This window comes from Chitinophaga sp. (assembly GCF_039596455.1).
Lineage (GTDB): Bacteria > Bacteroidota > Bacteroidia > Chitinophagales > Chitinophagaceae > Chitinophaga.
On the sequence record NZ_JBCNJR010000004.1, the window covers coordinates 136,140 to 156,397 of the forward strand.

The following is a 20,258-nucleotide window of genomic DNA, read 5'->3' on the forward strand; positions in this document are numbered from 1 at the left end:
CCGAACCTTGCGGTACAATTTATTTTACGCTGAATTGATAGATAGTAGTTTGTGTATAACGCGCTCCCGGTTTCAGGATAGTGTTCGGGAACGAGGGCTGGTTGGGAGAATCCGGGAAATGTTGTGTTTCCAGGCAGAGGCCGGCGTTTTTGCCGTAGTAAGCGCCATTGCGGGTATACTTGAGGCTGCCGTCCAGGAAATTGCCGGTGTAGAACTGTACGCCCGGCTCGGAGGTGGCCAGCGTCATGAACCTGCCGCTACCGGGGTCGTAGAGGGAACCCACGGTTTGCAGGCCTTCTTTCTCGAACACCCAGTTATGGTCATAACCGCCTTTTACCTTGCCAATGTCGTCACCTATGCGCTTGGCTGTGGTGAAGTCCATGGGCGTGCCTTTTACAAGCTCTATTTTGCCGGTGGGGATCAGCTGACCGTCTACCGGCGTATAGCTGGGAGCGTCCAGCTGCAGCACATGGTTGAGGATGGTAGAGTCTTTTCCGGCGGAAAGGTTGAAATACGTGTGGTTGGTGAGGTTCACCGGGGTGGGTTTGTCTGCCGTGGCCACGTACTCTATTTTCAGGCCGTTATTGGCGGTGAGGGTATAGATCACCTGGGCCTGCAGGGTGCCGGGGTAGCCTTCTTCCCCGTCAGGACTGGTATATTCCAGCAGCAGGCTGCTGTCTCCGGGCAGGGGCGTTGCTTTCCAGATGGCTTTGTCAAACCCCTTGAGGCCGCCGTGCAGGGAGTTGCCGTTATTGTTGGCGGCCAGTTTGTATTCTGCGGAATCTATTTTGAACTTTGCCTTGGCTATGCGGTTGGCGTAGCGGCCTACCAGCGTACCGAAGTACGGGTTGCCCTTCTGGCGGTAGCCGGCCAGGGAATCGTAGCTCAGCACTACGTTACCCGCCTTGCCTTCCTTGTCTGGCGTAATAATGTCCGTAATAATTCCACCGTAATTGATCACTTTAACGATCATACCTTTACCATTAGCCAGCGTGTACTGAGATACCGGTTGCCCGTCTACCTCCCCGTAGGGCTGCACTTCAATAGCAGCGGCGGTGGCGGCGGCAGAGTCTTCAGCAACACTTTTTTTAGGTCCTGCGCTATTACAGGCGGAGCCGGCCAGCAGGCTACAGGTAACAATCGTCATAAGAGATGCGGTTTTCTTGAACATGAGAAAAATGTTTTGATGATCACGTGGATTTATCGTTTAAATATCAGGAATTAATCCGGGATTTTCCAGTAAAAAAAGTCAAATTGACAATTATAGTTTTACGATATTAGCCTACAATATTCACACGCGAAAACTGATAAACTTGAAAATCAATCACTACGCAGGCAAGAACAGGATGTTGCTCGCGGTAGACTGCATCATATTCGGATTTGACGGCACGGAACTGAAACTATTGGTGATCAAGAGGGGCTTTGAGCCCGAAAAAGGCCGCTGGAGCCTGATGGGAGGCATTGTTCAACCAGACGAGAACCTGGAAAAAGCGGCAGCCAGGATACTGAAGGAACTGACAGGCCTGGAAGATGTGTACATGGAACAGCTCCACGCCTTCGGCGAAATAGACCGTGACCCCGTGGAAAGAACGGTGTCTATAGCTTACTCCAGCCTGATAGACATCAACAAGTACAAAAAGCAGATCAATAACGACTACCACTCGGAATGGTTTCCGCTGAAAAAGCTGCCTTCCCTCATTTTCGACCATCGTGACATGGTGGAGATGGCCAAACAGAAGCTGCGTTACAAGGCCGCCTTCCACCCCATTGTATTTGAAATGCTGCCGGAAAAATTCACCCTCCCCCAGCTGCAAAGCCTGTATGAAGGCATCTACGGCTCCCTGCTTGACAAGCGGAACTTTTCCCGGAAAGTGCTCTCCACCGGCCTGCTCATCAAACAGAAAGACAAGGAGAAACAAAGCTCCAAACGGGGCGCGTTCTACTACAAGCTGGACAAGCGGAAATACCAGACCAAGTTCAACGCCTTCCTCAACTTCATTCCCAGGCCTACCCACGTTTAACCTGCCCGCCATAAAAAAAGGCGCACCCTTGCGGATGCGCCCCGTGTTTCAACAAGATCGTTTTAGTGAACGTTGAGCTGCTTGGATTCTGATTTTTTCTCCACGCCAATCACCCCCGTATTGCCTCCGCCTTTCAGCGTCAGCTCTACCGGCTTATTGGTTTTCCAGGCGCCGCGGGTAAAGTCCGGAATATCTACGCTGCTGGCACGTTTGGCAATGGATTTTTCGCTGAGCGGCACAATGCAGCTCCATGCGGCGGCGTCATACACATCCTGGTCAAGCGGCAAACCGTTGCGCAGGCAGTCTATCAGGCGCCAGTCCATCATAAAGTCCATACCACCGTGGCCGCCCACTTGTTTGGCCAGCTCACCGATGTGTTTGATGATCTCGGGCGTGTATTCTTCTTTCAGTTTTGCCAGTTCTTCTTCCTTGATCCAGGAGTGGCCGAAGGCAATGCGCTCGGGACTGGGATATTTGGAGGCCATGCCTTTGGTACCGCTGATGAGGTGAATACGGGAATACGGGCGCGGCGTGGTTACATCGTGCTGTATCATGAGGGTTTTGCCTTTGGCGGTTTTCACGGAGGTAGTGCTCATGTTACCGCGGTAGCGTTTGCCCACAAATTCGTTATAGAACGGGTCCGTGGCGGCTTTTTCTTTGGCCATGTCTGCCATCATGAAGTCGTTGCTGGCCATGGTGACCAGGTAATCCATCTTGTCTCCCCGGTTAATGTTCAGGCATTGTGCAATAGGCCCCAGCCCATGCGTGGGGTACAGGTTGGCGTTGTGCTTGATGTTCTCACGCAGGCGCCACATGTTCTGGTAGCCTTTTTTGGAGAAGTTCAGCTCCCGCAGATCGTGAATGTAGGCGCCTTCCGCATGCACCAGCTCACCAAACATGCCCTGGCGGGCCATGTTGAGCGTGAGCAGCTCAAAGAAGTCATAGCAGCAGTTTTCCAGCATCATACAATGCTTCTTTGTTCTTTCGGAGGTTTCCACCAGCTTCCAGCAATCTTCCAGCGTAAGGGCAATGGGTACTTCAGAAGCGGCATGGCAACCGTGCTCCATGGCGTAGAGGGCCTGGGGCGTATGCAGCTCCCAGGGGGTGGTGATATAAACGAGGTCCAGCTTTTCCTTGTTGATCATGTCTTTCCAGCCATTCTCGCCGGAGTATTCTTTGGCCGCAGGCCTTCCTGCCTTGGTCACTATCTGGTTGGACTTGGCAGCCCTTTCCGGCAGCAGGTCACACAGGGCCACAATTTCAACGCCATCTATATAAGACATGCGTTGCACCGCACCGGGGCCGCGCTGGCCCTGGCCAATGAAGCCGATGCGCACCTTGTCAATTTTAGGCGCGGCATAACCGCTCATATTGAAGCGTTGCTGCTTATTTGACTGTTCCAGGGCTCTTTCCAGTTCCCTGTCTGAGGGAGCGGCGGGCGTGGAAGCAAAAGAAGGCAGGCCCACGGCAAGGGCGCCTGACCCTACGGCCAGGTGGCGTAGGAAGTTTCTGCGGTTCGAACTCATAGTTTTTTGTAGTTGAGCGTAGACAATAAAGAGCTGCTAAAAATAGTAAAGTTTTACAGTTTCCACAGCTTTTTTTCTTGAACGGCGGCAGGCCGGTATAAAGCGCTTTACAGGATGGCCAGGTTGCCCCCGCTTTCCAGCTCATAGGGCGCATGGCCTGCTTTGAAAATACGCGCGCCGGGCTCTCCGCGCAGGGTAATTTCCGTACCGTTCACTTCGATCCACCCGCCTTCCCGCAGGCCCACTACGGGTATGGTGCTTTGGGTGTGGAACTCTTTAATGCGTGTTTCCCGTGTTTCTCCCATGTGCTGCAGGCCGGGCAGCGGGTCAAGGTAATGCGGGTTGAGATTGAAAGGTACCAGGCCCATGGTCTGGAAGCTGGGCGGGTATACAATGGGCATGTCATTGGTGGTTTGCATGTTCACGCCGCCAATGTTGCTGCCGGCGCTGGCGCCCAGGTAGGGCTTGCCTTTTTCCACTTCAGCGTTCAGCGCTTCCATCAGCCCCAGCTCATGCAGCTGTTTAACCAGCAGAAAAGTGTTGCCGCCGCCGGTGAAAAAACCTTTGGCATGCAGCAGGGCCACGGCCGGGTCTTCAAATGTATGCAGCCCCTTCACGCCTATGCCGATGGTAGCGAATGCTTCCGCTGCGCGGGCCGTATAGTCATCGTGAGAAATGCCTCCGGGGCGGGCGTAAGGAATAAAAACGATGTCGGAAATGCCTGCAAAAAGCTGCTGCATAACGGGTTTCAGGTAGGCGAGGTACTCCTGCCCGAACAAGGTGGAGGTACTGGCCAGAACGATCTTTCTCATGTCCCAAAAATAGTAAACTCCCCCGGGATTGGGAGAGCTTACGTATCAGGGCATACAATCAGGCTGAAATGGCGGGAGCATGGATGAAGGAAAGCATGGTTTCCGCGGGGTTGATGTTATGATGATATAGCAACACTACATAAATAGCAGATCGTCTCCCTCGGCCGCCGGCAGCACTGCTTTTTCAAACCGCTCAAAAAACACGGGCAGCGGCGGCTCTTCTCTCTCTTCCAGCCGTTGCAGCACGGCCTGCTGCGCCAGCATGCTAATGCGGAAAACAGGAGCTCCTACCACCAGCACCGGCTGCTCCAGCGGGTGGTACCAGAGGTACTGCAACGGCCAGTCATGAAACCGCTGCGAGGCTACCCTGAACAGGTAAGCCCCGGCATGTACGGCCAGCCACTGCTTCCATTCGGGAGACAGCGCGCTGTAACGGGCTTCAGACAGTATCAGGTCCAGTATGCCCAGGCTGCCCTGCCGGTAATTCAGCCGGTAGCCGAAGCGCTCTTTGTAAAAGGCGCTGAATTCCTCCGCACGCCGCTCTACCAGGGAAGCCAGTTCAATGGAAGGCCGGATGTATGGACTGTTTCGTTTGCGGAAAAAACGGAAGAACGGCATACTGATGTTTATAGTGAGGGCTCACGAAAGCTTTGCCCTGATAGCCGTAGCTACTTCCTGCTCCAGCTGGCCCCACTTCGGCAGCAGCAGCAGCCGGGTGGCAAAATTGCTGAAGAATATTTTTTCAATTACCTGGTTGGGTACAATACCGTCTACATCTACCCGCTGCTTTTTCTCGTTCAGCGCCACGCAAATGCCCAGCAGGCCGGTTTTCTTTACCAGCACGCACTGCGCGCCCGAGAAATTGACCGTCCACCGGTCATGCACAATGCTGCATTCGTATTTGCTGCCCAGGGCATCTTTCAAGGTGTTGTGCAGCTGGATGAGCGTAGGTACGTTGCCGTTATATTCCAGTGTCATGGTTGAAGATTTTTCATAAGGTTGCGTTTATGCTGGATCTGGCGCAAACATACCGCGGCCCCGCCGTTGAAAGGAGCCATAATACAAAAGCGCCCGGACTTTTCTCAAATCCGTGCGCTTTTGGGGGATATATGCGTCATGCATGAGGATTATTTCAGGGAAGTGGCGATATGCGCCATAGAAATTTCCGGTAACGGCTATGCCGTTTCCCGGCCGGCCTGCGCCGTGCTGCTTTTCCGGAAGGGAATATTCATCTCCACCTTTATGCCGTGGCCGTTCTCCGCTTTTTTGTCTGTGATCTGCAGCGTGGCCGGGTAGCCGGTTTGTTTGCTGAGCATGGCCAGCCGCTCCTGGGTGATAATGGTGGAGAGCGATTGTTTTTCTTCGCCGGCCTCAGCAGGCTGCATGCCGCTGCCGTTGTCTTCTATTACACAATGCAGGGTATGCTGCCGGCGCTCGATGCGCACGGTTACCATGCCGCCCTGCTCAACCCGGCGCAGGCCGTGCAGGATGGCGTTTTCCACAAAAGGCTGCAGCAGCATGGGCGGTATCAGCAGACCGTCTTCTTCATAATGGTCATACACCTCTATCTTGAAATCAAAAGCGCCTTCAAAACGCATGGCCTGCAGGCTCAGGTAACTTTCCAGCGCTACCAGCTCGTCTTTGAGGGGCACAATGCTCTCCCTGGCGTTTTCAAGGCTGATGCGCACCAGGCGGGCAAATTTGTTGAGGTATTTGATGGATTTTTCCCGCTCGTTGCTGCGGATGAAACTTTGCAGCACGCTCAGGGTATTGAAAATAAAATGCGGCTCCATCTGGCTGCGCAGCAGGCGCTGGCGGAGGGCGGCTTCCCGCAGCTCCAGCTGCTGTGCCCTTCTGCGCCAGAGCAGTACCCCCAGTATGCCCAGCAATACGGCCGCTATGGCAATTACCGCAATAATAACCTGTTGCTGCCGGCGTATCTGGCGGTTTACCTTGTTCTCAAAGGCGAGGGCCGCAATCTCGTCATCTTTGGCTTTTACGGCATATTGCGTTTCCAGCTCGCGGGCTTGCAGGGCCAGGGAAGAGTCCTGCTCGGCGGCAAAACTCTCGTAGGCGCTGTCCAGCGCGGTGAAAGCCGCCTTGTAATTGCCCTGCGCGGCCAGGTTGTTGGCGCGGCGGTTCCAGCTGCGGGTAATGGTGTTCTGATCTTTCTCGGCAGTGGCCAGGTGCAGCGCACTGTCAAGGTAAGTGGTGGCCGTGCCGTATTGCTCCAGCTTGCTGTAGGTAACCGCCAGGTTGAGGTAAGAATCTCCCGTCAGCTCATTCAGCGCACGGTTGATCTCCATGGCCTGCAGCTGGTGCTGCAGGCCTTCTTTCGGCTTGTGGTCATCTACCAGCAGCACGCCCAGGTTTTCGTGCAGCACGGCGTCAAAATACGGGTTGGAGAAACTGGTATCCCTTTGCATTTCCCGGAAAAAGAGAATGGCGGAGTCCGTATGCCCTTCCTCCTTGTAATACTTGGAAATGCTGTTGGCCAGTACTGTTTTGAGCCTGGGCTGGGTGCAGCGCTCATACCCTTCAAACAGGTAACGCCGTACGGCGGCGGCATCACCAATGTCATTGTATATCTCAGACAAACGGAAGCAGATGATAGGCAGGCCCGGCGTGTCTACTTTTTTGGCGAGGTAATAGGCCTCCCTGGCATAGCGCAGGGCACTGTCATGCTGCTCCTGCTCCCGCATCAGGTCTGCCATCTGCACATTGGCGCCCAGTATCTGCTTGCCGGTAGAGTCTTGCTGCACGGCCAGCTGCATGGCCTGGTCAATGAAATACCGCGCGCTGTCATACTGCTTCTGCATGTTGTACTGCACGCCCTTGCAGCGCAGCCAGTTGCAGGTGGCGCGGTAATCGGCAGCCTGTTTCACCAGGGGCAGCAGGCTATCCAGCAAATGGCCGGCCTCCCGCGGGCGGTGATCATGAAAATAGGGATTGACCTCATCTTTCATGAAAGCGATCAGCGAATCGGCGCTGTCCTGCTGCCGGGAGGCGCCTTGCGGCCTGCATGCGGCCAGCACCAGCAATAACAGTACGGGTATACGTTGCATCTCAGAAAAGTTATCGGTTGCCGGTCAGGTATTCCATCACAAAATCTTTCCGGCGGGTGGAAACGGGTATTTCTATATTGTTGCGGAGCACGAGGTAACCATCTTTATGGTACCGGTCAATAAAACGGTGGTTGACCAGGTAAGACTGGTGCGGCCGCAGAAACCAGGTATCCGGCAGCAGCTCTTCGTATTCCTTGATGGATTTTGACACCACAATTTTACGACCGTCTGTCAGGAAGAAGGTAGTATACCCGGCATCACTCTGGCAATAGATGATCTCTTCAAAAGCCACTATTTGCAGGTATTGCTGGGAGCGCAAAACAATGCGGTGCGGCAGGCCGCCCTGTTTCAGCTGCTCCCTCGCTACGGCCAGCTGTGCCGGTTCAGCCGCCTGCATGCGGGATACGCGGGCCAGCGCCTGCTGCAGCTCCTCTTCGTCTACCGGCTTCAGCAGGTAATCCAGCGCGCCGTACTTGATGGCCTTGATGGCAAAATGCTGGTGGGCGGTGATGAAGATGACCTTGCAGGCGGGCGTCAGTTCCTGCAGGAGGTCAAAACCGGTGCCGTCTGCCAGGGAGATATCCAGCAGCAGGAGGTCTGGCTGTGAGGCGGGTATGAGCACCCTGGCTTCCTGTATGCCGCCACAGGCGCCCACCACTATAAAACCGGCCTGCTGCTGCATAAGGGCCTGGAGGTCTTTGCGGATGGCGGGCTCATCATCTATTATGACTACTCTGATCACGGGGTTTCTTTTTAGGTCCAGTAGGTTGCGTGGTTTTTCCGGATGCTAAAATATCCTTTTTAGGGAAATCATTATGTATCTTGCAGGAATTAACCGGTAAAACATGTCAATCACAAACCAGGCGGAACTGCTGGGCATGCAGAAAGTAAGCGAAGCAGTAGCCGTAACGCTAAAAAGGATGCGGGAATATGCCCGGCCGGGTATGTCTACCGCGGAACTGGATAATTACGGGCGCACGCTCCTCACCTCCATGGGCGCCAGGCCCGCACCCAAGCTGACCTACGGCTTCCCGGGCTGGACCTGTATTTGTGTAAACAATGAAATTGCCCACGGCATTCCCAGCCATAAAACCATTCTCCGCGAGGGAGACCTGGTGAACGTAGATGTATCTGCGGAGCTGGGCGGCTTCTGGGCAGACAACGGCGGTTCTTTTGTACTCGGAGAAGACCTCCGGCAGCACCAGGCGCTGGTAGATGCTTCCCGCAGCATTCTGCAGGCGGCCATAGCCCACATCCGGGACGGTGTTAAAATAGCTATGGTAGGCGGACTAATAGAGGCCGAAGCCAAACGCCGCGGTTACCGCGTTATCAAAAACCTCACCGGCCACGGCATTGGCCGCGCCCTGCATGAGGCGCCTCACTCGGTGGCCAACTATTATGACCCATACAACAAGTCCCGCTTCCGCAAAAACTCTGTGGTGGCCATAGAAACTTTTATTTCCACCAAAGCTACCTGGGCTTATGAAAATGGGGACGGATGGACGCTCGTAGCGCGTGACGGCAGCTTTGTGGCCCAGCATGAACATACCATTGTGGTAACGGACGGGTTGCCGGTGGTACTTACAAAAGATAACGGCATCTGGGATTAAGAACCCGGATGAAACCATACTGAAAAGGGTGTCTCAAATTAAATGAGGCGCCCTTTTTCTATTTTCCGGTTCAGCCCCTCCTTAAAAAATTAAACAAGTTTAATAGCCACTTTGTTCCCTTTTGCGTTATTGCATGTTACCACGTATACATGCATTTGTTTACAGCTAGAAATAATTTGTACGACCAAAATTTATTGTATGATCAAAAGCAAACTAACCGCACTCTGTACCTGCCTTTTATTAGGTTCTCATTACACAAGGGCGCAAGGAATTTATCTGGGGTTCGAAAGCGGCGTTAGCATGAACCGCATGCAGACCAATGCTTCAGGCCGTTTTTTCACGAACTATCAGGGCCTTCCCGGCATAGCAGTTGCCGCTGCGGTTTCCTGGGAGGTAAATAAATGGCTAGCGCTGCAAACGGCTCCAACATTTGTTCAAAAGAACTATAAACTATACCGGACCGGGTATTTTGATGGAGTCTTCCGGGAGTTTCACAATGATTATTGGCAATTGCCCGTGATGGCCCAATTCAGTTTCGGCACCAGCGTTATTCAGGGCTTTTTAAACCTGGGGGCGTATTCTGCTTACTGGTCCTCTGCTGCAACAAAAGGCAGACAGCCGGTCATGTGGAATCAAGGTGACCGGGACCCCGCATCATCAAATAAGATATTCAGCCGGAACGGGGGCCAGACATACAATGAGAAGTATGAATTTGACAACAGGAAAGATAACAGACGGGAACACGGCTGGTTGGCCGGTGCAGGTATACGGTGGATGCCCGGTCCATTAAGCCGTATATATCTTGAATGCCGCTATTATGACTCCCAGAGCGACCAACAGAAAAACTATATGTTGAATAGAGTGGGCCGGTATAATCAAACAATCTGCATTTCGCTTGGATATCAATATCGTTTAGCTAAACTAAACCGGTTGTTCTAGAGAACCATCATCCTGTTATTGAATGATTTTTAATTTCCAAACTTTGGTTTATGCAACGACTTATTTATATATTTTTTTTATTAGCAAGCACATTTATTGTATGTTCCTATGGTTGTAAAAAAAATCTGGTAGTGTTAAACCCGCCCAACCAATATACTACTGCAGGTTATAACGATATATTTGAATCTTTCTGGAATGGCATGAACAATAACTATGTATTCTGGGACATTGACACCACCAATTGGGACAATATGTACAGAATTTACAAACCGCTTTTTGCACAACTGGATACCGCCAGGGATAAATCAAAAGTACGCGACTATTTCCGTGCTATGACATCAGGACTAATTGATGGGCATTACAGTTTGAAACTTCTGGGTAGTTTGGGTTCGCCTAAAACGACGATCTATCCTCCAGGCATTCAAAGATCGGCTGAAAAACGTCATCACAATAGACCTCCCAGCCTTCTTAAACTGTACGGCAACATCAGCGATAACTATTTTGATGAAAACACTGCTTATTTCAAGCGTCCGTACACATACCTTTATTTTTCCAATCCTGTCGATACAACTATATTCATGTTCGGGAAAATAAAAAACGCGCCCAAATCAGAGGCGGATAATATCTTGTATATCAAATTCAATCGATTTGAACTGAAATCCGGCTATGGAAACAGGAATTCCGCGGTCATCCGCAGTGTCATCGACAGCTTCTTTTCCCATGTACACGATGCCAGTGTAACAGCACTGATCGTGGATTTGCGAAGCAACGGCGGAGGAAGCCTGGATGATATGCATTTTCTCGTAGGCCATTTAATTGATCAGCCTTTGCACTGGGGATATTCCAAATATAAAAACGGCAATGGCAGGTTGGACTATACACCCTGGGTCAAAAACATCGTTACGCCACAACCCGGCGGAAAAGCATTCAATAAACCGGTAATAGTGTTGGTGGATGTTCAATCTATCAGCATGGCTGAAATGACCACGCTTGCATTAAAAGCGCTCCCTGCCAAAAAAACGGTTATCATAGGGGAAAGAACCTGGGGGGGATTAGGTGGTTTAACCGGGAAATATGACTCTCCTAATTACAATGGCGGCAAATTCACTTTTGGCTTTGACCCTGCCTATGGAGAGGTGTATACTCCATCAGGCCAGGTCGTTGATCTGGATAAGCGGAATTATGAAGGAAAGGGCATTCCCCCATCCATTACAGTGCCTTATGATGAACAGTCCTGGCTGGGAATAAAAGACGCACCCCTGGACAGGGCAATACAATATATCAGAACAGGTCAGTAAAGTGTTGTTAGCGGAATATCCCCCACTACAGGAGCCACCCGGCTCCTTTTTTATGTATGGGAAATCCCGCCTTCATTCATTATCTTGATTTACCAAACCCACGTTAGATGAACATCCACCAACGCATTGCCTCTATTGACATTACGCGTGCCGTTACCATGTTGCTGATGATATTTGTGAATGACCTGTGGACCCTGCGCAATATTCCCTCCTGGCTGGAGCATACCGCCGCAAAAGATGATGGTATGGGCCTGGCCGATACTGTATTCCCAGCCTTTCTTTTCATAGTAGGCATGAGCATCCCTTATGCCATTGCCAGCCGCATCAAAAAGGGAGATTCGCGGCTGCGGCTGCTGCGCCATGTGCTGGAGCGCTCTGTAGCGCTTATGCTGATGGGCCTCTTCCTGGTAAACGGGGGTTACCTGAATGAGGTGCAGACCGGCCTTTCCCGCAATGCCTGGAACGTGATCTGCTGCGTTTGTTTCATCCTGGTCTGGAACCAGTACCCCGCAACATATCCCCGTGTAGCCGTTAACATTCTCAAGGCTATTGGCCTTGCCATCCTGGCCCTGATGGCCTATATCTGCCGCGGCGGTACAGAAGGCCAAATATTTTCTACCTACTGGTGGGGCATCCTGGGGCTCATTGGCTGGGCTTACCTGGTAGCTGCCCTGGTGTACGTACTGGGCCGCGGCAGCCTGCTGGTCAATGTGTTGGCCTGGCTGGCGTTCACCGGCTTCAGCATGGCCGCGCATGGCCACCTTACCCCTCCGGGCAGCCTGCTGCGCCTGCTGCTTGACCCGCTGGAAGATGGCGCCATGCCCTCCCTGGTGCTGGCCGGCGTAATAGTGTCTCAACTGTTCAGGCAATACAGCGCTGCCGGCCGCTGGCAGGCGCTCACTGGCATATTGGCTGCCATAGCCCTGGTGTGGATGGCCGCGGGTTTTGCCACCCGGCCCATATGGGGCATCTCCAAAATACTGGCCACCCCCAGCTGGGTGCTGATCTGCAGCGCCCTTACCACCTTGCTGTTCATAGCCCTGTACTGGCTGTGTGACCTGCGGCAGAAAGCCCGCTGGTTCAATATTATCAGGCCCGCCGGCTCAGATACCCTGTTATGTTACCTGGTGCCCTATTTCGTATATGCGCTCATGGCAGCCACCCATGTAACCGGCCTTATCAGGCTGAGCGGCATAGCGGGACTTTTGAAATCTTTCCTCTTTGCCATCATCGTCATACAGATAGCCCGCGGCCTCTCCAAAGCAGGTATCCGTTTGAAACTGTAACTTTACAGTTGAAAAAACCCTGCAACATCCATGTTAGAAATTTCGAACGACTTTTTACAGGTGCGGTTGAGCGCACAAGGCGCAGAGCTGCAAAGCATTACCAGGAAAGACCACCAGCTGGAATATTTATGGAGCGGAGACCCCGCCTTCTGGGGCAAAAAAAGCCCCATCCTCTTTCCCATAGTAGGAGGGCTGAAAAACAACGCCTACCGCTATAACGGCCGCGAGTACCACTTAGGCAGGCATGGCTTTGCCCGTGACATGGCCTTTACCGTTACCCTGCACACGGCCAGCAGCATCAATTTTTCCCTGCAGGACAATGAAAGCACCCTGCAGCACTATCCTTTCCCCTTCAGCCTGAACGTGCGCTATACCGTGCAAGACGCTACGCTGCTGGTCAATTATGAAGTGCAGAACATGGGAGACGAAGTGATGTATTTTTCCATTGGCGCCCACCCGGCCTTCAGGGTGCCGCTGGTGGCCGGTACCCGTTTTGAAGACTATGCGCTGCATTTCAACGAAACGGAAACGGCCGGCGTTTGGCCGCTTTCAGCCGGCGGGCAAATAGCAACCACGCCCCTTCCCTGCCTGGAGGAAACCCGGCAACTGCCCCTGAAAAAGGAATTATTCTATAAAGACGCGCTGGTATTCAAGCACCTGGCCTCTACCGCCATTGCCATCCGCAGCGCCCAAACGGCGCATGGCGTGGAAGTACATTTTCCGGGGTTCCCGTATATGGGCATCTGGAGCGCAAAAGATGCAGACTTTGTATGTATTGAGCCATGGTGCGGCATTGCAGACCATGTAGACGCCACCGGGGAACTACAGGAAAAGGAAGGCATCATGCCGCTGAAACCGGAAGAGATCTTCCAGAAACAATGGTCGGCGGTGTTCTTTTAGCACTTGATCGTTTTCTTCTTTTTGGCGCCTCCCGGCCTGTTCCGGGAGGCCTTTATATATTCTTCTGCGGCAGGCACCTTGCAAGCCGTGCCGTTCATGTCTACGCTTACCAGCCCTATTTTGCGGGCTGTATCTACTGATTGCTGCTCCAGCACGTTCACGTAAGTGCCTACGCCTATCACAAAACCGTTCATGGTGTACCGTACGCGGTTGGGGGCTTTGTGTATCTCCTTCTCCACCCTTTTCAGCAGCTTTTCGAGCATGGGCAGGTCAAGCGCGTCGTCTTCCTTCATTGACACAATGCCGCCCAGCGTGCTCCAGCCGCTGCTGGCAATCTTCTCGTCTCCGGAATCGATCCATTGCAACGCCAGCTTCCAGCCGGCGGGATGCTCTGAGGCAACCCAGGGAACAGTATATTCGCTGATGCCCTGTGAGCGGGAGGTTTCTACCCAGCGCTGCAGCTGCTTCTCCGTCATTTTGGCCCCGTCTGCCACCAGGCCGGCCAGGTACATGGCATCATACACGCCGGTGTCATACAACTGCAGGGCCAGCTCCTGATCGTTCTTTATTTTCTTCTGGAGGGTTTTGAGGTCTGCCACCTTCACGCCGTAAGTATTTACCGCGCCGTGCTTCATGAGCGTATTGCGGGTTTGTTCGCTGCCATAGGCCTTGATAGCGTCCAGCACTTGTTGTAAGGTCATGGTAAAGGAGTTTGCTATATAAATGTACGTTTATTCCTCTATCAAAATACCCATTTTGCCCATCTGGTAATCCCGCATGGCCTCCAGTACTTCCGTTTCCGTATTCATTACAAAAGGCCCGTTGGCGGCTATTTTTTCGTTGAGCGGCTGGCCGGAAGCAATCAATACAAGGCTGTCTTCATCTGCCGCCAGCTGTATGCCTTCCCCATCATTCCCGAACACCACCGCATGCAGGCCGGTGTATATGCTGCCGCCTGTTACCTCCACTACGCCGTTCACCACATAGATGAACGCATTGTGCGCAGGCGGCAGGGGAAAATAAAACGAGCCTCCTTTGGAGAAACGCGCCACAAAAGTGTTTACAGGGGTAATGGCGGGCACCGGCCCGCGGGTACCGTTCAGCGCTCCGGCTATGACCTGTACGTTCACCAAACCGTCCGCACTGTGTACCACCGGCGTATCTTCCGCATGCAGCGCAAAATAAGAGGGCTGTTCCATTTTACGGGCGGCGGGAGAGTTTACCCACAGCTGCAGCATTTCCTGCTCCCCTCCCTGTTCAAAAATACCTTCGGGCGGCCTTTCGCTGTGAACAATGCCCCGGCCCGCATGCATCCATTGGGTGCCGCCGGCCCATACTACGCTGTTGTTGCCACGCGAGTCCCGGTGATGCACACCGCCTTTGAGAATAAAAGTAACAGGAGAAAAACCGCGGTGCGGATGTGGCCCCACGCCGGAATGTTTCACCGGCCTGTCATCAGGTACCTGCACCTGCAGGTGATGTAATAAAAGGAAAGGATCTATGCGGTCTGCATGCATGGAAGGGAAAGGCTGGCGTACCGGCACGTCTCCCATTTCCTTCAGGTCTGCATACAGCACATTTTTCACGCTGCGGTAAGCGCTCACGGCAGACTGCGTTTGAAGGTCTTGAACTCTTCGCGCAGCTCTACGAACAGGCGGTCAAAAATATCCATGTCTTCCTGCAGCTTGTTATGGAGCATTTGCAGCTCTGCATCCTCCCCATTGGCTTCAGACATCATTTTGTCTCCCTTGATGACCAGTTGCAGTTGCTCGTTCACCACATCCTTCTGGCGGATGAGCGCATTCTGGAAATGTTCCACTTTCACCTGCTGGTCTCGCTCCAGCGGTTGTTTGGCCAGTTCTCCCAGCTCTTCCTGCAGGGACTTGATCTCCTTTTCGCTCAGCAGCAGGTCTTTTTTCCACTCCTGGTGGAGCTTGTGCAGTTTGTCGAAATTTTCTATGGGCATATAACGGGTATTAATCAAAGGTTGATGCCGTGGGCCAGCAGCTTTTTCCATTCAGGGTGTTTCCGCAGATAGGCGGCCACATGCGGGCTGAGGGGTACTATACGCAGCTCCCGTTCTTCCAGTATCTGCAGCACCCTTTCAATGAGGGCATCCGCCATGCCTTCTTCTGCCAGGGCCGGGGGCACGTCTATATGGGTCAGGAAGATCTTTTTCCCGCCAAACATGTATTCCAGCTTCGCCACCAGGCCGTTTACCTTTACTTCAAACTGCCTGGCATTCACATTATCAGTTATTTCCAGCGCCTTCGCTTCCATAAAATTCGGGTTTTAACAGTGAAGACTATACGAACATGCTCCGGCTGTTACGGTTTTTCATGTGCTGACCAAATCCTGTGCCGGTATTCAATAAAACACAAAGTTACGGAATTGGTTCTGCACGGGCATCATTAGTGATATGATGTATGTTTTGTTTTAGTCATGTACATTTGCCCCATGCAAAAAACTTTGAGCGGGCGGGACCAGGCGGTGATCTGGCATCCGTATACCCAGATGCAGACGGCGCCCGCGCCCATAGGCATAGTACGGGGCGAAGGGGCCCTGTTGTTTGATGAAGCAGGCAACTCTTATGTGGACGCCACGTCCAGCTGGTGGGTCAACATTCACGGGCATGCCCACCCCTACATTACGGAGAAGCTGGCAGAGCAGGCCCGGCAACTGCATCACTGCATATTTGCCGGGTACACCCATGAGCCGGCGGTACAGCTGGCAGAACGGCTGCTGCCTATACTGCCAGGCCGGCAGCAAAAGCTGTTCTATTCAGACAACGGCTCCACGGCGGTGGAGGTGGCCATGAAAATGACCATCCAGTACTGGCATAACAAAGGCGAAAAACGGGGCCGCCTGCTGGCCTTCCGCAATGCGTACCATGGAGATACTTTCGGCGCCATGAGCGTGAGCGCGCGCAGCGTGTTTACCCGTGCTTTTGACGATTACCTCTTCAACGTCAGTTTTCTTGACCTGCCCACGGAAGGCAACATCAACCACCTGCTGGAGGAAGTAGACGCCCTTGCCGGAGACACAGCCGCGTTCATTTTTGAGCCGCTGGTACAAGGCGCGGGCGGCATGGTCATGTATGAAGCCCCCCTGCTTGACAAACTGCTGCAGCACTGCCGGCAGCGAAACATACTGCTCATTGCAGACGAGATCATGACCGGCTTCGGCAGAACGGGTACCAACTTTGCCATGGAACAGGTATCTACCCCGCCAGACATCATTACCCTTTCCAAGGGGCTTACCGGCGGCACCATGGCCATGGGCATCACCACCTGTACAGAAGATATTTATGCCGCTTTCCTTTCCTCAGACAAGCTGAAAACCCTCTTCCACGGCCATTCCTTTACGGCCAACCCGCTTACCTGCGCCGTTGCCCTGGCCAGCCTGGAACTTTTTCTGCAGCCGGCATGCCGGCAAAACAGGGAACGCATTGCGGCCCGGCACCGGCAGTTTGCCGTTGAGCTGGCTTACCAGGAAGATGTGAAACAGGTGCGCTCCCTTGGTACCATACTGGCCTTTGAAATTGTGACGGGTGAGGCAGACAGCTATATAAATGACCTTTCCGGCTTCCTGCATGCCTTTTTCAGGGAAAAACGGGTAATGCTGCGGCCGCTGGGCAATACCTTGTATATTCTGCCGCCTTACTGTATTACAGACGCGCAGCTGGACGAAGTATATGCCAGTGTACTGGAGATGCTGCGGGCGTACGGCGGGAAATGGAACTAACATATTAGCGAAACGTCAAAAAGAAAAGGCCGGCAACTGAAGCCGGCCTTTTGCAATTATTTCTTCCTCACCTAGAAGGTCAGCGGCACGCTTACCTTGGTATCGTCCCACTCAAACACCATAGCGCCTTTAGGAAAAGAGAACGTGAGCTTTTCTACGGGAGCCGCTGTTTTCTGGCGGGGCACCTTTACTTCCGCTACGTTCTTGTCTTTGTTCTTTTCATAGTCAAAAGCACCGGGCTGATTGGGTACGCTGTTCAGGATCACGGTAAACTCTTTTTCCCCGGGAATGGTAAACAATGAATACGTACCGGCTTTTACCTTGGTGCCGCCAAAGGTGGCGTCTTTCTTAAATGTAATATCTGTGGATTTGTTGGCACCTGTGCGCCATACTTTGCCATAAGCCTCCAGGCCGGGGAAAATGTTGCGGCCTTTTTTGGAAGGCTGGCCGTAGGCAATTTCCACATTTTCGCCGGAGGCGGTAACGCGCGGGCTCTTAGGCGGATTCTGCTGCGCCATGATGGTGGTGGCTGTAAACAGGAAGGCGAGGCCCAGTAACATGCTTTTCATAAAAAATAGGATTTGATTGTTTAATATATTGGAAAAATACGCCGTTCCTCTTACAATTACCGTACCGCTTACATAAAAATCAGTTCTTTTCACAAATATCCCGCAGTTTGTTGAGGCCGTCTTCCATGGAAGCACCAAACATCCTGTCCATCAGAAAACCCCGCAGCTTCCACCAGGGCGTCATGCCCACATTGGTTTCCAGGCGCCAGAGAATGGCAGTGCCCTGGCCGTCAGTAGTAGGCTTCAGCTCAATATAACCCGTTACCGGCTTCATGGCGGGGTGGGTCATGTTATAGGTAATGCCCTTCAGCGAATCTGCCGCCACCACTTCCGCCCTGCCGGAGGCTGCATTACCCACCGTATTGCTCCAGGTATACCAGGCCCCGAGGCCCGCAGCAGGCTTTGAATATTGCTGCAGCATATTACCCCGGCCGGTGTAGGCAGGGTGCCAGGGGTTCCACGAAGGCCACGTTTCCAGGTTGCTGACTTCGGCATACACCTCCGCCAGCGGGGCGTTAATGGAGCCCGAACGCTCCAGCCGGGCCGTAGACGGGAATAGCAGGGATAAAAGAAAAACCAGCGTACCTAAAATGACCACCGCGGCCAAAAACATCTTGATGAATCGCATATTCGTATTAACGTAAAAGAAGCCGGGGCTTTTCTTTTACCCATTGTTGTTTTAGTGATTGATCCTTTCCTTTTTCAGTTCTGCCTCACATACCCTTTTCAGGTTGCGCAGGCCCTTTTCAAAATCTCCGCCCACCCATTTGTCCATCATCCGCCCCATCAGCTTCCGGAGCGGGTTCTGCCCCATATCTGCCTCCATGCCCCAGGTAACCAGGGTACCTTCTGCTACCGGCTCAAAGCGGAACCAGCTTTTGGCCGTACCCTGCTGCATGAAGTTCATTTCAGTGGCCAGGTACTCATTGGGCCGGCTTTCTGTGATGGTCAGGCTGCCCTTCCCTACGTTCCGGTGCCGGCTGCGCCAGGAATAACCCGCTCCCGCGCCGGCGTCTTTTTGCGTATACTGCAAGTTCATGGCCGGGTCATACGCATGCCAGGGAGACCACTCCGGCCACTTGCGCAACACATTCACAAACGGGAATATTGCTGAAGCCGGTGCTTCCGTAACCAGGGAACGCTCCACCCTTACACGGGAAGGAAGATAAAGGGAGAATATAAAAAACCCCAGCACGAGCACAGCCAAAGCTCCCAACATAATGAACAAGGCTTGTTGCATAAGGAGTGTTTTTAATTGAGGAGGACATTTAAGTTACGTTTATTCCCGCAAATATCCCCTATTCCCAGCGGAAAACTTTTATGGCCACTCCATACGCCACCACACCCCAGGCCACCAGTACCGCCAGCTGCGGGCCCAGGTGCCAGAGGTGCAGGCCTTCAAAGGCCACCTTGCGCAACGCATCATTCAAGTAAGTGAGCGGTAAAACACGGCAAACAGGCTGCAGCCATGCCGGGAATACATCTACCGAAAAAAAGGTGCCAGCCAGCAAAAATTGCGGCAGGGTAACAATATTGGCCAGCGGCGGAATGGTGCTTTCCGTTTTGGCAATGCCGCTTACAATAAAACCGAAACCCATGAACACAATAAGCCCAAAGAGACAGAGCACCAGCATTTCCAGGAAAGTGGCAAACCCGTTTACCAGCGTGAAGCCAAAAAAGAAATAACCGATGCTGATGATGATCACGGAGCCAAAAGACTGGAACAAGAGGCGGCTCAGCGCCTCACCCAGTATGATGTACATGCGGCTGATGGGGGTGGCGAAAAAACGCTTCAGCACCAGCGTTTGCCGGAGGCTGAAAAAGAGGAAAGCCGTGCCGAACACCGCGGCGCTGAGCAGGGAAAAGCCCAGTTGTCCGGGTAAAATAAAATCGATGGACTTATACGCCCTCCCCGGCACCACTTCCGGCGTAATACGGGCAATGGAGGGCCGCGGGTACACTACGTCGTTTACCTCGTTGAGGCTGGTGCCCAGTATATTGAACAGTACGCCTGCGCTTTCGCCGCTGGCGGTAGAGGTTTTGACATGAATATTGTATTTGGGCATGGGCGCCTGCCCGCCGGAATCTATGCGTAAAATGGCCGTTAGCCGCCCTTTGCGGAGGTCATCTTCCATTTGCGCTGCCGGCATGGTAGTGGTGGTAACCAGCCGTATGCCTTTGCTGTTGCGCAGCGCCCCGTAAATAGCGCCGGTAGTGTCTGACGCCGCGTCTATACCCACTTTTACCGAAACGCCCCTGCCGCCGATGAAACCGAACACCAGTATAAAAACGAGGGGGAAGGCAAGACTGAACACTACTGCCGAAGGACTCCTGAACATACCCCGTATGCTGGCCCGGGTGATTGCCCACATTGCTTTCCACTGATTATATTTTCCTGCCATATGTTCCCTTTAAAGGGAGTAAAGGTAATATTCCGTTCCGAATAAGGAAAACCTCTCCTCAAATAAGCAGGTGGCAACAACAACCA

22 protein-coding genes are annotated in these 20,258 nt (G+C 52.9%); 7 read left to right on the forward strand and 15 right to left on the reverse strand.

The window, feature by feature from the left end; all coding sequences use genetic code 11:
- Positions 1-19: 19 nt before the first annotated feature.
- Positions 20-1,171, reverse strand: a complete 1,152-nt coding sequence (locus ABDW36_RS15405) for an aldose epimerase family protein (protein ID WP_343702812.1) — start codon at positions 1,169-1,171, stop codon at positions 20-22.
- Positions 1,172-1,313: 142 nt separating this feature from the next.
- Between ABDW36_RS15405 and ABDW36_RS15410 the strand changes: the two genes are divergently transcribed.
- Entirely contained in the window at positions 1,314-2,021 is a 708-nt protein-coding gene (locus tag ABDW36_RS15410; protein WP_343702813.1) for an NUDIX domain-containing protein, read from the forward strand.
- Positions 2,022-2,083: 62 nt separating this feature from the next.
- On the opposite strand, the gene ABDW36_RS15415 is transcribed toward ABDW36_RS15410, so the two are convergent.
- The 6 genes from ABDW36_RS15415 to ABDW36_RS15440 form a co-directional block, all read right to left on the reverse strand.
- Positions 2,084-3,547, reverse strand: coding sequence for a Gfo/Idh/MocA family oxidoreductase (locus ABDW36_RS15415; RefSeq protein ID WP_343702814.1), 1,464 nt, complete (start codon positions 3,545-3,547; stop codon positions 2,084-2,086).
- A 107-nt stretch (positions 3,548-3,654) separates the two neighbouring features.
- The gene (pepE, locus tag ABDW36_RS15420; protein ID WP_343702815.1) at positions 3,655-4,359 is read right to left on the reverse strand and encodes a dipeptidase PepE; all 705 of its coding nucleotides are present in this window, start codon (positions 4,357-4,359) and stop codon (positions 3,655-3,657) included.
- A gap of 135 nt (positions 4,360-4,494) precedes the next feature.
- Positions 4,495-4,977: a hypothetical protein gene (locus tag ABDW36_RS15425; protein ID WP_343702816.1), complete on the reverse strand. Its 483-nt coding sequence runs from the start codon at positions 4,975-4,977 to the stop codon at positions 4,495-4,497.
- 21 nt (positions 4,978-4,998) lie between these two features.
- Complete coding sequence (locus ABDW36_RS15430; protein ID WP_343702817.1) at positions 4,999-5,337, reverse strand: hypothetical protein; 339 nt, start codon at positions 5,335-5,337, stop codon at positions 4,999-5,001.
- A 197-nt stretch (positions 5,338-5,534) separates the two neighbouring features.
- Positions 5,535-7,424: a histidine kinase gene (locus tag ABDW36_RS15435; RefSeq protein WP_343702818.1), complete on the reverse strand. Its 1,890-nt coding sequence runs from the start codon at positions 7,422-7,424 to the stop codon at positions 5,535-5,537.
- 10 nt (positions 7,425-7,434) lie between these two features.
- Positions 7,435-8,166 (reverse strand): LytTR family DNA-binding domain-containing protein, encoded by a 732-nt coding sequence (locus ABDW36_RS15440; protein ID WP_343702819.1) that lies wholly within the window; start codon positions 8,164-8,166, stop codon positions 7,435-7,437.
- Between the two features lie 103 nt (positions 8,167-8,269).
- Here ABDW36_RS15440 and map point away from each other — a divergent pair, with 103 nt between their 5' ends.
- The 5 genes from map (at position 8,270) to ABDW36_RS15465 (ending at position 13,457) form a co-directional block, all read left to right on the forward strand.
- The gene (gene map / locus ABDW36_RS15445) at positions 8,270-9,034 is read left to right on the forward strand and encodes a type I methionyl aminopeptidase (protein WP_343702820.1); all 765 of its coding nucleotides are present in this window, start codon (positions 8,270-8,272) and stop codon (positions 9,032-9,034) included.
- A gap of 198 nt (positions 9,035-9,232) precedes the next feature.
- Positions 9,233-9,973: an outer membrane beta-barrel protein gene (locus ABDW36_RS15450; protein WP_343702821.1), complete on the forward strand. Its 741-nt coding sequence runs from the start codon at positions 9,233-9,235 to the stop codon at positions 9,971-9,973.
- A gap of 50 nt (positions 9,974-10,023) precedes the next feature.
- Entirely contained in the window at positions 10,024-11,271 is a 1,248-nt protein-coding gene (locus ABDW36_RS15455) for a S41 family peptidase (RefSeq protein ID WP_343702822.1), read from the forward strand.
- A gap of 107 nt (positions 11,272-11,378) precedes the next feature.
- Positions 11,379-12,557: a DUF5009 domain-containing protein gene (locus ABDW36_RS15460; protein ID WP_343702823.1), complete on the forward strand. Its 1,179-nt coding sequence runs from the start codon at positions 11,379-11,381 to the stop codon at positions 12,555-12,557.
- 30 nt (positions 12,558-12,587) lie between these two features.
- On the forward strand, positions 12,588-13,457 hold the full coding sequence (locus tag ABDW36_RS15465) for an aldose 1-epimerase family protein (protein WP_343702824.1): 870 nt from the start codon (positions 12,588-12,590) through the stop codon (positions 13,455-13,457).
- On the opposite strand, the gene ABDW36_RS15470 is transcribed toward ABDW36_RS15465, so the two are convergent.
- The 4 genes from ABDW36_RS15470 to ABDW36_RS15485 are packed head-to-tail and all read right to left on the reverse strand — an operon-like array spanning position 13,454 to position 15,737.
- Positions 13,454-14,158, reverse strand: a complete 705-nt coding sequence (locus ABDW36_RS15470) for a DNA alkylation repair protein (RefSeq protein ID WP_343702825.1) — start codon at positions 14,156-14,158, stop codon at positions 13,454-13,456. The two genes, ABDW36_RS15465 and ABDW36_RS15470, sit on opposite strands and share 4 nt — an antisense overlap.
- Positions 14,159-14,188: 30 nt before the next feature.
- Positions 14,189-15,061, reverse strand: a complete 873-nt coding sequence (locus ABDW36_RS15475; RefSeq protein WP_343702826.1) for a pirin family protein — start codon at positions 15,059-15,061, stop codon at positions 14,189-14,191.
- Positions 15,058-15,423: a hypothetical protein gene (locus ABDW36_RS15480; RefSeq protein WP_343702827.1), complete on the reverse strand. Its 366-nt coding sequence runs from the start codon at positions 15,421-15,423 to the stop codon at positions 15,058-15,060. The genes ABDW36_RS15475 and ABDW36_RS15480 overlap by 4 nt, the downstream gene beginning before the upstream one ends.
- A gap of 14 nt (positions 15,424-15,437) precedes the next feature.
- Positions 15,438-15,737, reverse strand: coding sequence for a GNAT family N-acetyltransferase (locus ABDW36_RS15485; protein ID WP_343702828.1), 300 nt, complete (start codon positions 15,735-15,737; stop codon positions 15,438-15,440).
- A 177-nt stretch (positions 15,738-15,914) separates the two neighbouring features.
- On the opposite strand from ABDW36_RS15485, the gene bioA reads away from it, so the two are divergent.
- On the forward strand, positions 15,915-17,201 hold the full coding sequence (bioA, locus tag ABDW36_RS15490; protein ID WP_343702829.1) for an adenosylmethionine--8-amino-7-oxononanoate transaminase: 1,287 nt from the start codon (positions 15,915-15,917) through the stop codon (positions 17,199-17,201).
- 71 nt (positions 17,202-17,272) lie between these two features.
- Here the strand turns inward: bioA and ABDW36_RS15495 are convergent, their stop codons facing one another.
- The 4 genes from ABDW36_RS15495 to ABDW36_RS15510 form a co-directional block, all read right to left on the reverse strand.
- Positions 17,273-17,770 carry a DUF2911 domain-containing protein gene (locus ABDW36_RS15495; protein ID WP_343702830.1) on the reverse strand — a complete coding sequence of 166 codons (498 nt, stop codon included), beginning with the start codon at positions 17,768-17,770 and terminating at the stop codon, positions 17,273-17,275.
- 79 nt (positions 17,771-17,849) lie between these two features.
- Complete coding sequence (locus ABDW36_RS15500; protein WP_343702831.1) at positions 17,850-18,398, reverse strand: SRPBCC family protein; 549 nt, start codon at positions 18,396-18,398, stop codon at positions 17,850-17,852.
- Between the two features lie 51 nt (positions 18,399-18,449).
- Positions 18,450-19,010 carry an SRPBCC family protein gene (locus ABDW36_RS15505; protein WP_343702832.1) on the reverse strand — a complete coding sequence of 187 codons (561 nt, stop codon included), beginning with the start codon at positions 19,008-19,010 and terminating at the stop codon, positions 18,450-18,452.
- A gap of 58 nt (positions 19,011-19,068) precedes the next feature.
- Entirely contained in the window at positions 19,069-20,142 is a 1,074-nt protein-coding gene (locus tag ABDW36_RS15510) for an ABC transporter permease (RefSeq protein ID WP_343702833.1), read from the reverse strand.
- Positions 20,143-20,258: the final 116 nt, after the last annotated feature.